Source organism: Alteromonas sp. Cnat3-28 (assembly GCF_022348265.1).
Classification (GTDB): Bacteria; Pseudomonadota; Gammaproteobacteria; order Enterobacterales; family Alteromonadaceae; genus Alteromonas; species Alteromonas macleodii.
The window spans coordinates 200,873-213,334 of record NZ_JAKREY010000005.1 but is presented as its reverse complement, the minus strand read 5'-3'; the positions used below and the strand labels follow the sequence as shown (position 1 = coordinate 213,334).

Here is a 12,462-nt window from a genome sequence, read left to right as displayed (position 1 = left end):
TACAAAACAGGAACACTCTTTGCTTCTACGAAAGTATAACGTTCAACGTTTCATGTCGTCGTTATTACAGGTTCAACAAATTAGAAAGGGAGGAAGAGTATGCGTTCACCAATAAGTGCAGTAACTATTGTTAAGAGCAGAACTGAGAAACTGGCCAATTTGATTACTCAGTTAGAGCAATGCTCTCCAACGCCAGATGAGCTAGTCATTGTTTGGATGGCACCTCCTTCTGATTTGTCACTCGTACGCAGTGACAAATTCGACATTGTTCACAAGTTTGTGACTCAAGATGCTCTTCCGATAGCGAAAGCGCGCAACAAGGGTATGTCAGCGGCCAAGCACGCGAATTTAGTTTACCTAAACGTAGACGCAGTTATTGCCCCATCGCTTTTTAGAGATGGCTTGCTTGCGCTTCGTGACAACACCGTAGTGTTCACATCAGTGGTGTTTTTACCCAACGAGCGCTGTTGTAAGCCCTACCGACAAATTTCAAAAGATGAAAAAGAAATCGGTTATTTAGCAAGTAATGACGACACGTTACCCGAAGACGACAATAACGAAATACCTTCAAGAGATCAGGAAATTAATCATGGAAAGTTTAGTGACGATAGTATTTGTTCTACAGTGTTTTTTATTCGTAAGGCAGACTTTCAGAAAACCGGCGGCTTCGATGAAGGCTACGCGGGTTTCGGACTAAACGACGAAGATTTCTTCACTAACTGTAGGGCATTAGGGTTTTCGTTGGAGCAATTGCCCACGCGAACATTTGCACCACACCGCCCTAATTATCAATGCCCGATAAATCACCTTTTAGACTTTGTTCATAATGCACAGCGTTTTCACTCGAAATGGGGATTTTACCCATGTGTCAATGTATTGAACGCGTATGCAGACCAAGGTTTTATTAATGCTGACTTCAAGCAAAACGGCATTAAGATCAAGCACCTCCCCCAGCAGGTAGAGGAAGACAAGGCGGACGCGCCGGTTGAGCAATTAACGGTAACCAACCCCCAAAACAATGTTGAATTTACGTCTTTTCATTCGCCGGAGAAAGGCTCTGACCTTTTAAGCACGACCGCATAAAACGCTTTCAGGGAGATATGGAATGTCTTTAATGAAACCGAATCTAACCGAGCGCTTTTTGGCGTTTGTAGGGGAAGCCGATTTCCCCTGCGTCGGAGCCAAAACAGCCCTCAATAAAAGCCAAATTCATGTGAATCAATACGACGATATTCGCTGTCCTCTCAATGAGACAGATATGTTGGCGTCAATTCACCAATTTGTAGAGTCGTTTGATCTTGAACGGGACATGTACTCCTCTTTGGCCGCAACTTTTGAGCTTCCAGATACGATAAGCGAAACTGAATTTGATCGGGTTTTATGGGAAAAATTGCAGCGTTTACACGAGATTGACGCCTGTTTAAAACCTTGGGATAGTAAAGTATCAAGTGACCCTCATAACGCTCAGTTTAGCTTGAGTTTAGGCGGAAAGGGTTTCTTTGTAGTTGGACTGCATCCAAATGCATCAAGAAAAAGCCGTCGATTTCCCTACCCTGCCATCGTGTTTAATTTACACGAGCAATTTGACATGTTGAGAAAGCAGAAGCGTTTTGAAGCATTCAGAGACCACATTCGTAAACGAGATACCGCGTACTGCGGAAGTAAAAATGAGCTACTCGCAAACCATGGTGATAGCTCAGAGGTATATCAATATAGTGGTGTAAAACATTCCGAAAACTGGGAATGCCCGTTCAAGCGGATTAAGCACTAAACCTAAATAAAAGGGACAAGTCACATAATGTTACAAACTATACAGCCAAGAAGCGGCACTGCATTTACTATGAAAAAAGGGGAAAGACTTAAGGTTATTGACCCAGAAGGTGAACAAGTGGCCGACCTCTATGCGTTCAATGAACACGATAAAAATGAGTTTATCTCTTCAGGACGAAGTTTAGATTACAATGAAAGCATCCAATTCAAAAAAGGCAGCTTGCTATACTCTAATCAAAGTAACGTGATGTTCGAAATTATTGAAGACACTGTAGAAGACCATGACTTTCTTTTGACTCCTTGCAGTGTTGACACGTTTAAGCATTTTTATCCCAATGAAGAGCCTGTACCTGGGTGCCACGGCAATTTAGTCGCGGCTTTTTCAGAGTTTGACATCCCAGAGCATCACGTTTGTACCACATTCAATACCTTTATGAGTGTGGAGGTAGACGCCAAGGGTAAAATATCTGTTCTTCCTCCTAAGTCTAATGCCGGTGATTACACAATATTTGAAGCAAAGATGGATCTAATCGTAGGGTTAACCGCGTGTTCAGCGGGCGAGTCAAATAACTTCCGTTATAAACCGATTCAGTTTGAAATTTTACCCGCGGCTAACATCTAGCCGCGAGCGTTATCTTCTAAATAAACAAGCGCTACCGAGCTTCTGCAATGGCGCTTGGCTTTTCTTGTTGCCAGTTAAGTCGCATATCCCACTTGAAACGATGTTCAGGCTTAAGCGGTGGCTGTTCGGCATCAATAGTGCTTAACACATTAGTCGCCTTAGTCAGCGTTGCGTCGCGACCGAACAAATAGCTTTGCTCTTTCACTATGGTCAAATACGCTTTGTTCAACGCATACGCGCGCTCTGGTGAAGGAGTAATGATGTCGTACACTGACTTGGCACGCTGCACTTCTTCCACCTTGACCATGCCTTTTTCATCAAACCATTTGGCCAGCATTTCTCCGTTTTGACGGAACTCATCGCCACCGCCCACGCGCTCCATATAAGTAAGGAACTCGCCTTTTTCCTCGTTGATATTTGGCACATCTTCAATTTCACGCAGGTCTATATAGCCCCACCCCGCTTGTCCGGGAACTTTCCGTGCAAATGAAAATGTTTGGTCAAAGGTTGACCCTACTGTTTTGTGACAGCCGTTACAAAACGCAAGCTCTTGAGCGTGCTGTGCACGAAGTTCGCCCTGCTCATTTTCAATGAAGCCATTAATTGTCCAGCCAAAGCCGTTGTCTATTCCTTTTTCACCTAAGTAGCGGGTTTGAGGCAGCTTTTCAAAATGCTTATCTTTTGCTTCCGCATAATAGGCAGATGCTAAGCTTTCTCTGCTTCTGAACATATGCTTTTTCATGTAGCGCACTTCCTTCATACGCGGCGCGTTATAAATATTCCCGTTTTCATCCACGCCAATGTAGCGCACGGTATGTAAGAATTCTGTACCTTCGGGGTAAAGCATGTGCGCTAGCGGAACATTGCTTGCGTCGCCAACATAATGCGACAAACGAGCGATTTCAGTCACTGAATTGGTGAGTTTTCCGTCTTGGTTTACGTCAAGGTTCAACGCTAATTCGTTGACCGGCGCCACAGTCAACGTATCCAGCTCTTTAAGTGCCATTTCAACCAAGCTTAGGTTCAATGTATAGATAGTCTTATTATGCTTGCCTTTTAGCGTTTGAAAGCTTTCAGGAAGCCTGATCATAGCATCGCCAGTTGACCCGTTAGTCGGCCAAAAAGTACTTGGGAAAGGCTTGTAATTATACGACACCCATCCACTGCCATCTTTAGCAAACCCGTCGCCATCAAATGCCTTGTCAGCGGCGCTCAAATTTTCAATACGCATGTAGTCTGGCATGGCGTCATTGTTAAGCGAAGCGGTGTAGTTGTCTTGCGCTATATATTTTTTAATCGTGGCATCATCAATGCTCGCAATTAGTGATGTACGGTCAATAAACAGGTTTTTCCAGCTGTTTGTTAACCCTACGTCAGAAAATTCGTAGTTGCCCTGTAACGTGCCATCGCCCATTTGATTAGGACGCTTTTCCATTGAATCGTAACTTTGGTGGCATGCATAACATGGGTTGTTAACACCTTCTGTTTTGGTGTAACACTGGGGAGGAATAACCGATTCAGGGTTATACACTTCATCGTGTTCAATATATGCCAGAGCGGGAATAGCATCGCCTTCTTGATAAGGATAAGCGTGGGTGCTGTCGGTCTTTTCGTGAGTAGAAGTAGGCAGTTGTGTGTCAACTGTAAAGCTTGTTGAGTTTTGCTCATAGTTTGACTGATTGTTCACGTCAGTACCCGTGTTATCAGTGCATCCTGCACCGATAAGTAGTGAAAGCAGAATGCCTACACCTGAAGTTATTTTTAACATTTTCATAATCGTCACAACGGAAAAATCCGGGTACGTAGGGCCTGTTGACCTTTGTTGTACACCAAAGGTTAACAGGCCCTAGGTACCCGGAGTATTTTTAAATTAAAAAGAAAACTTACTTATCTGCTGGCTCATACATCCACAGCGTATTGTTTTCTTGGAAACCGTCTTCACCGATCAGAATACGGCCGTCGTTCATCACCACTACGTTATCTGGTTGAGAAAGCTGTTCAACGTCACAACGCTCGGCGCCAGTTAGGCTTGAACGGTACGTACCGCCCATCACCACAGGTTCAATACGAGAGATGTTATAGCCTTCTTCAAGCTTGGCACGATAAACGCCACCACAGTCTTTAACGCGGGCTGAAAGCTGCATATCGCCTTCACCGTCAATCATTGTGTTGTCGATATCAGCGATGCCGATGTAAAGGTATGCATTCTGTACCACTTCACCTTCGATAGTATCTACACCTTCAACCGCTTCCTTTGCGCGTTTCTGGTTGATTGAGATACCTTCCAGTTTTCTCCACTCTGCGGTAGCCCCTTTAAGACGGGCCGCTGCACGACTCTCTAAGAACGCTACGCGGTTATCCATTGGCTGTCCTGCTGTTACGCTAGAGCCACCTTCCTCTACCGTTGGATAGGTCGCATCGCCATCAGCCCATGCTTGAACGTCGGCCATAGTAATGTAAGAACTTTGTCCATCCACGTAATCGTCGGTACCAATACCATTGTATTCATCAATCCACGCGCGAATAGTCAGGTTATCACCGCTAGCTAATTCCACCCATTCAACCGCAAAACCAGTTGTCGCAGGATCATTCTGACCTGCGTCCTGAGTGAGCTTAGCGCCGTAAAGTGTACCTGCCGATAAGTCTTCAGCTGTGTCTGCGACAAACTTAAACAGTACGCCACCCGTATCATCTTGAGAAAGGTAAACCGTTTTGCCGTCAGGCATGACCGTTGAGTTCTCATGCTCGTAACGGCCCATGGCGAAATGCTTAACAATAACCGGCTCATCAGCCAACGGCTCTGTTACTTCCGCAATGTAGCCATAGTTGTACGGGTTTGGCGCATCTGGCGCCGTCATTTGCCACATACGACCTAAGCGCGCATCTGTAGAAACGGCCTCTGGGTTATTCCAGCTTGGTGATGTTGTCGTATCCACCGCCGAATCAACCACCCACTCTTCTGAAGTAAGCGGTGTACCCCAAGGTGACATTGAACCAAAGCAGTTTGCCGCCGTTCCCCATACTGGTGAGAAATCCAGCATCATGGCTTCAGTTACTTCCCACATACCAAACTCGTCTTTTTCAACTTTCATGCGGCTCATACCGCCAGGAAGTTCTTCCCAGTTCGAGAAAAGGTAACCTTCGCCTTCGGCGGTTGAGATAAAGCCGTTAAAATCAGGCATGTCATTTTCAAGAACCAACTCTTCGCCATCCAACGTGTAGATGTGACCTAAGCCTTCTGGTAGGTCAGTACCGAAAGTGTCGCCCGTTTGTCCGAGTACTTGATATTGACCAATGGCAGAAACCACCAGCTCTTTTTCTTCATCTGAGCTTGGTACAGGTGAATTTGGTAATGTTACTGGCAGATTGTTGAAGTTAGCACCTGCAAGCACGCCCACTGTACCGGTGTTGATAGGCATTGCATTTACACTGGTTGTCGCCGCATTAGTGCCAGACGGGTGCTGAACGTTAAAAAATAAATCGCCTTCGTCCGTTAAGAATATACCGGTCACTTCTGCACCAAGTGGAACCGTAGCGATACGTGTTAGCGTACCTGCACTATCACCTTGAGGACCTTGGTCGCCCACCGGGCCCTGATCTCCTACTGGGCCTTGCTCACCTACAGGGCCTTGTACACCGTCTTCGCCATCGTCACCTTCCAGTGAACAGGCAGTCATCCCTAGTGTTACAGCCAGTGCTATCGCTGAATACTTAATTCCACGAAGAGTTTCGCTTTTCATTATAGTTCCTTGCTTATACTTGTTTTCGATGTTGAGTGGAGGTAAGCAGAAGACTCACCTCAGTAAACGGTCTTAGCGGGCGAAAGTCTGGAGGACATTTGTGACATTCCGGTGACAGTGAATTGACACCAAAATGAAGCTTTATTGACACAAGGGTCTGAAAAAACGAATAAAACAAATGCGAAGATTTACGAAGGCGCTGTAATCATTGGGATTATTGAATGCTCAATCAAGAAAACCTAAACCACTCAGTCAGTTTATGAATTTTTTGTTTCACAATACTGGTCAGAGCTTTGTGCCCGTGAACACAAAAGGACATAACTGCTTGAAAGTTGGATGGGCTAAAATGGAAAAAGAGGGTAGTTGGAGAAGGCAATTAGAGAAAGACATAATATAAGCTAACGGGCTACGCATTTCGCTACGGCCCGCTAGCCTTGTCGCTAAGTATTACTTAGTTTAAGACGGTAAGAGGATGATTATACATCTTTAATTTATTAACCAGATAATCTTCAAACTGCTTTGCAGTTTGTACATCACTACTGCGCTCAGGCCAAACCGCGAGAATTTTATAATCTAAAGCGGTTAAAGGTTTGAACAATACAAGGTGGTCATGTTCACCTTCGAATACCTTTTCGACCTGATCTAATCGATAAACAACGGCCAATCCTAAGTTGTCATTATCTGCCAAGATACTTTGCGTTCCCCAAGTCGCTACAACGCCCCACTCACCACGCTCGGCTTTAATCACCTGCATTCCATCATGCGCCACTAGACCTGCGACAATATTATCCGATGGCTCTGATACAGAAACGCTGATGTGGGTGGTGGGGTCAAACGCATCAATTCGATAGTGCGTGGTAACGTCGATGCTGTCCGCTTTCGCATCAGACGATGACCACCCTTCGTAGCCAACCTCGAACTCAGCCCGCAACTGAGAATTCGAGACTAATTGGTATTGCGTATTCTCTACATGCTGAAAGTGCATAACTGTCTGCGTTGAGGAGTCTTGGGTTTCTTGTTCTGTTAATCGACCTAGCGCACCCACGCCCAACGATTTACCAACTTTAAGCGCGTCTCCACCCCACGAAGATAAATTATGATAGCTATCGTAGCCGTCTTGCCCCACCTCAGGTAATACTACACTGTCGTTCGCTTTAACAAAGACATCAATAGCGTTACGCCAATCAAGATAAAGGCGATAGCCCATTTGATCAGACTCCCAGCCTGGTCCTTCGTAACGCAAAAAGTAAGAATGATCGGTCAATTGCGGAGGCGATGTGAATGAGGTAACTTCTTCAAAAGAAAAACCCTCAGCGCTATATACTGCGTCTTGCCACTCTCCTCCTGTTCTTACGGAAAGTTCAGCGTGCGCCCGGTCTTTAAGGTTAACATTCGTAGCTTGCTCAGGTGGCATAAGTTCCAATGACGCACTACTTCCTGGCGCAATGGATGCTGCACCTAGTAACACCGCTTGCCCTTCGCTATTCTCTATCCATTCTGACGGATATTGCTTTAACTTCCACCCCGAATATTGCGGGGGCAGAGATACTTCGAAAATTTGATCGCCGCTACCTCCGTCTGCCGAATTTTTGACCTTAACAGACAAAGCCGAATTTATATCCCCTTGTGAGCAACTTGCCAATAATGGCACCAAAATTAGACCTATCTTACTAAATTTCATCACTTTTATGCTCTCCATCGGTTGTTAACGCATTTAACTAATTAACGATATTTATAAACAATATATTGACAAATGCCACCGGTGGCAATTATTTTAAATTTTGTTAACGAGATTTTTCAATTTAGTATGTCGATAAAATTCGTCATACCCATGAACCATTTAGTGAAAGGTAAATTACATGGTCAACTTTAGCCTAGAAGGTAAAACCGCATTAGTGACCGGAGCAAGTCGAGGTATAGGCCAAGCGCTTGCTTTAGCACTCGCCACTTCTGGCGCCTTCGTCATCTGCGCCAGTTCTCGACCAGGTGGATGTGACGAGACACTACGTAAAATTCAAAGTGAAGGTGGTCAAGCCATGGCATTAGATGCCGACCTCGCTGATGCCGACGCGGTAGTTAAACTTGCTGAAGATGCGTTAAGCATTAAAGGACACATCGACATCTTGCTGAATAACGGCGGCACTATTTTCAGAGCACCAGCAACCGACTTTCCTTTTGACGAGTGGAAAAACGTGCTTGCTGTCAACATCGATTCAGCTTTCCTACTTAGCCAAACTATTGGCAAGACGATGGTAGAACGGGGACAAGGCAAAATCATCAATATTGCATCAATGTTAAGTTATACAGGTGGCATCACCGTTCCTGCCTACACCGCGAGTAAACACGCCATTGCGGGTCTTACGAAAGCGCTAGCAAACGAATGGGGCCAATATAATGTGCAGGTGAACGCAATTGCGCCAGGTTACATCAAAACCGATAACACCCAAGCACTGCAAGATGATGAAACGCGCAGTGCTGAAATTTGTGCCCGCATTCCAGCTAATCGCTGGGGGGAAAGTGATGATTTAGCAGGTGCGGCGGTATTTCTTGCGAGCGCAGCAAGCAATTACGTAAACGGCCATATCCTTGCTGTCGACGGCGGCTTTCTAGCACGTTAATTAACGAACGGGGGATACAGCCATGAGCGACAAAAAAAGCATGAGCGATAGAAAAGACATGAGCAAGAAAATAGACACCCGATATGCTATCGGTCGTAAAGAGGCCAATGCTTACAACACGCAAGAATTGCGTGACGCGTTTTTAGTCGACACCCTAATGACACAAGGTGAAGTCGTATGGATATACACCCACTACGAACGCTTTATGCTTGGAAGTGCCGTACCGACAACGTCAGCGCTAACGCTAGAAACCATTGAAGATCAGTTAAAGATGCCGTTCTTTACCGCCCGTCGCGAAGTCGGTGTAATTAATATCGGCGGGCCTGGAACCATTACTGTTTCAGGTACCACTTATCACCTAGATAATGAAGAGGCCTTGTACATCGGACAAGGCAATGAAGAAGTCATTTTTGAGTCGGACAATGCGTCCAATCCTGCCAAATATTACTTAAACTCGGCGCCGGCTCACCACGCCTATCCCTGCAAAAAAATAGGCAGCACAGATGCAAACATCCTTCACTTAGGCAGTCAGGAAACCTCCAACAAGCGTGATATCAAACAGTTACTTATCAATACTGTTGTCGATACTTGTCAGCTTCAAATGGGACTAACGCGTCTGCACACAGGCTCCGTCTGGAACACCATGCCAGCTCATCAACATGACCGACGCAATGAAGTGTACTTTTACTTTGATATGGATAGCGAAAGCCGCGTATGTCACTTCATGGGCGAACCTCACGAAACTCGCCATATTTTTGTAGCAAATGAAGAAGCCGTGGTATCGCCACCTTGGTCCATTCATTGTGGTGTAGGTACTGGAAGCTATGCATTTATCTGGGGAATGGCAGGTGAAAACCTGGATTACGATGATATGGATAAGTTTCCGCCTTCACAGTTGCGTTAAGCAGCCCTGCTCTAATTAGGTGTAATGATTATGTTGCGGTATATAAAACTCACACTGTCAGCCACGGCCCTGTTGCTAACCTCGGCGTGTTCGCAAAATGAACTGCAAGGCGAAGTCACCGTATTGCGCTTGGGGCATACGTTGGACACTCAACACTCAGTACATAAAGCAATGGAATATCTTGGAGAGCGCCTAGATTACTATTCTGACGGTACAATGAGTGTGGTTATTTACCCGAGCAGCCAGCTGGGAACCGAGAGGGAGATGGTAGAACTGCTGCAGATTGGCTCACTCGCCATGACTAAGGTGTCGGCAAGTCCTTTGGAAGGGTTTGCTCCCGAAATGAAGATTTTTAGCATTCCTTACATTTTCCGCGATAACGAACACTTCTGGCGTGTATTAAACAGCGATTTAGGCGATGAGTTGCTATCTGGTGTTGAAGACTTCCGACTTAAAGGTCTCGGCTATTACGATGCGGGAAGCCGTAGTTTTTACACCAACGATAAACCAATAGAAACACCAAGCGATCTGAACGGGCTCAAAATTCGCGTATTGAACAGCCCTACTGCAGTAGCAACAGTTCGCGCACTTGGAGGAGCTGCAACCCCCGTTGCCTGGGGAGAACTGTACACTGCGCTTCAGCAAGGCGTTGTAGACGGCGCAGAGAATAACCCGCCCAGCTACTACCTTTCACGTCATTATGAAATTGCCCGTTACTACAGTCTTGACGAGCATACCAGTGTTCCAGACGTCATGCTGGCATCGCTGCCGGTATGGGAAAGTTTGAATGAACAGCAGCGAACGTGGCTAACCAAAGCAATGGAAGACTCTGTTGAATACCAACGCGAACTTTGGAAAACATCTACGCAAGCCTCTTTAGAAAAGGTAAAAGCCGAAGGCGTCACAGTTATTACGCCTGATAAAGCGCCTTTCGTCGAAGCGGTAAAGCCTTTTCATAAGAGCTTTGAAGACACGCCAATTGGCGACTTAATTACGCAAATAAAAGCGATGTAACAATGACAATAATACGCCTCATCGATAAAGCCTTAGCCGGCACCCTTATTATTGCCATGGTAAGTATTTTACTTACCGTAATTTGGCAAGTGGTCTCACGTTACGTACTTAAAGACCCCGCTTCGGTCACCGAAGAGTTGTCTAGGTTCATACTTATTTGGATAGGCATCTTAGGTGCGGCCTACGCCTATCGCCAAAACGCGCATTTGGGATTCAACTTAATTGTTGAGCGTCAGTCTCGTAAAGTGAAACGCCTTCTACTTACCTGCGTTGAAGTCATTGTCATTATCTTCTGTGTTTTGGTGATGGTTTACGGCGGCGCTGAACTAGTGTCTCTTACATTAGAGCTAGAGCAAATCTCAGCAGCGCTAGGTGTGAAAATGGGCTTTATCTATAGCGTGCTTCCCTTATCTGGAGGCCTTATCATTGCCTATGCACTGGTTAACATTACTGCACTTTGGCGAAACAACAATAAGGAGTCAGCGTAATGGAACTGACCGGTATTATCTTAGTCGTCGCCTTTTTTGTACTCCTTCTTTTAAATGTTCCTATTTCAATCAGCATTGGTGTAGCCACGCTGCTTGCTATGGTAATGAGCATGGACATTGCTCCGGCTACCATTACTATTGCCCAGCGTATGGCAGGTGGTCTGAATAGCTTTGCGCTCTTGGCAATCCCATTTTTTGTTTTATCTGGCCTTATCATGGGACGCGGCGGGATAGCCAAGCGATTAATTGAATGTGCAATGGCGCTTATTGGTGCGCTTCCCGGTGGTTTAGCCTTGGTGAACGTCGTTTCCTGCATGCTTTTTGGTGCAATTTCAGGGTCTGCGGTAGCGACTACGTCTGCTATTGGCAGCTTCATGTTGCCCGAAATGAAAAAAGCGGGCTACGAGCCGAATTTTAGCGCAGCGGTCACTGCCGCTGCATCAACTACGGGAATGTTAATTCCACCAAGTAATATCTTAATTGTATACGCAATCGCTAGCGGTGGCGTATCCATCGCCGCCCTTTTTATGGCTGGCTATATTCCAGGAATTATGGTGGGTCTAGCGCTCATGCTGGTGTGCTTTATCTACGCAAAAATGAAGGGATACCCCCTATCGCCGCGACTTCCTATTAAAGTAGTTGTCGAAAAAACTATCGCAGCACTCCCTTCCCTATTCCTCATATTCTTAGTGATTGGCGGCATTGTGGGCGGCGTTTTTACCGCTACCGAAGCTGGTGCCATTGCGGTGGTTTACTCATTGCTGTTAGCTGTGGTGTTTTATAAAGAAGTGGATGCGAAAGCCCTACCTGATATTTTCTTGAAGGCGGCAGAAACGACGGCAATTGTAATGCTGCTTATCGCGGCCTCAACGGCGATGTCTTGGCTATTGTCGTTTGAGAACATTCCGCAAACCTTAAGTAACGCACTGTTGTCGATAAGCGATAACCCATTACTTATTCTTCTCTTAATCAACCTATTGCTTATCGTAGTTGGTGCATTCTTGGATATGACACCTGCCGTACTTATTTTTACGCCCATATTTTTGCCGGTGGCCTTAGAACTTGGAATGAGCGAACTGCAATTCGGCATCATGCTCGTACTCAACCTGTCTATTGGATTGTGCTCACCGCCCGTCGGCGCCGTACTTTTCATTACCTGTGCCATTGCCAAAACCAAACTTGAGAACATCATTCGACCGCTCATACCTTTATATGTGGCTATGTTTGTCGTTCTTATGCTAGTTACGTATGTCGCATGGTTCAGCGAAGCGCTACCACGAGCACTAGGATTTTAGTAAGGTAGAAT

11 protein-coding genes are annotated in these 12,462 nt (G+C 45.7%); 8 read left to right on the top strand and 3 right to left on the bottom strand.

Annotated elements, in window-relative coordinates; all coding sequences use genetic code 11:
• The first annotated feature begins 99 nt into the window (after positions 1-99).
• The 3 genes from MHM87_RS07570 to MHM87_RS07560 are packed head-to-tail and all read left to right on the top strand — an operon-like array spanning position 100 to position 2,392.
• The gene (locus tag MHM87_RS07570) at positions 100-1,083 is read left to right on the top strand and encodes a galactosyltransferase-related protein (RefSeq protein ID WP_239258386.1); all 984 of its coding nucleotides are present in this window, start codon (positions 100-102) and stop codon (positions 1,081-1,083) included.
• Positions 1,084-1,105: 22 nt separating this feature from the next.
• Complete coding sequence (gene gntA / locus MHM87_RS07565; RefSeq protein ID WP_239258384.1) at positions 1,106-1,771, top strand: guanitoxin biosynthesis heme-dependent pre-guanitoxin N-hydroxylase GntA; 666 nt, start codon at positions 1,106-1,108, stop codon at positions 1,769-1,771.
• A gap of 27 nt (positions 1,772-1,798) precedes the next feature.
• Positions 1,799-2,392 carry an urea carboxylase-associated family protein gene (locus MHM87_RS07560; RefSeq protein ID WP_239258382.1) on the top strand — a complete coding sequence of 198 codons (594 nt, stop codon included), beginning with the start codon at positions 1,799-1,801 and terminating at the stop codon, positions 2,390-2,392.
• A gap of 31 nt (positions 2,393-2,423) precedes the next feature.
• Here MHM87_RS07560 and MHM87_RS07555 read toward each other — a convergent pair whose 3' ends face one another.
• The 3 genes from MHM87_RS07555 to MHM87_RS07545 form a co-directional block, all read right to left on the bottom strand.
• Entirely contained in the window at positions 2,424-4,166 is a 1,743-nt protein-coding gene (locus MHM87_RS07555; protein WP_239258380.1) for a hypothetical protein, read from the bottom strand.
• 109 nt (positions 4,167-4,275) lie between these two features.
• Complete coding sequence (locus tag MHM87_RS07550; protein WP_014949867.1) at positions 4,276-6,132, bottom strand: alkaline phosphatase PhoX; 1,857 nt, start codon at positions 6,130-6,132, stop codon at positions 4,276-4,278.
• A 451-nt stretch (positions 6,133-6,583) separates the two neighbouring features.
• Positions 6,584-7,813, bottom strand: coding sequence for a DUF4861 family protein (locus MHM87_RS07545; protein ID WP_239258434.1), 1,230 nt, complete (start codon positions 7,811-7,813; stop codon positions 6,584-6,586).
• A 178-nt stretch (positions 7,814-7,991) separates the two neighbouring features.
• Between MHM87_RS07545 and kduD the strand changes: the two genes are divergently transcribed.
• From kduD to MHM87_RS07520, 5 genes are read left to right on the top strand one after another with little or no spacing between them, the layout of a single operon-like run.
• Positions 7,992-8,750, top strand: coding sequence for a 2-dehydro-3-deoxy-D-gluconate 5-dehydrogenase KduD (kduD, locus tag MHM87_RS07540; protein ID WP_014976831.1), 759 nt, complete (start codon positions 7,992-7,994; stop codon positions 8,748-8,750).
• 58 nt (positions 8,751-8,808) lie between these two features.
• Complete coding sequence (gene kduI, locus MHM87_RS07535; RefSeq protein ID WP_039225580.1) at positions 8,809-9,654, top strand: 5-dehydro-4-deoxy-D-glucuronate isomerase; 846 nt, start codon at positions 8,809-8,811, stop codon at positions 9,652-9,654.
• A gap of 30 nt (positions 9,655-9,684) precedes the next feature.
• A complete protein-coding gene (locus MHM87_RS07530; protein WP_075177447.1) occupies positions 9,685-10,668 on the top strand; it encodes a TRAP transporter substrate-binding protein in 984 nt (327 codons plus the stop codon).
• Positions 10,669-10,670: 2 nt separating this feature from the next.
• Positions 10,671-11,156, top strand: coding sequence for a TRAP transporter small permease (locus MHM87_RS07525; RefSeq protein WP_014949872.1), 486 nt, complete (start codon positions 10,671-10,673; stop codon positions 11,154-11,156).
• Complete coding sequence (locus tag MHM87_RS07520; protein ID WP_014949873.1) at positions 11,156-12,451, top strand: TRAP transporter large permease; 1,296 nt, start codon at positions 11,156-11,158, stop codon at positions 12,449-12,451. The genes MHM87_RS07525 and MHM87_RS07520 overlap by 1 nt, the downstream gene beginning before the upstream one ends.
• Positions 12,452-12,462 lie beyond the last annotated feature (11 nt).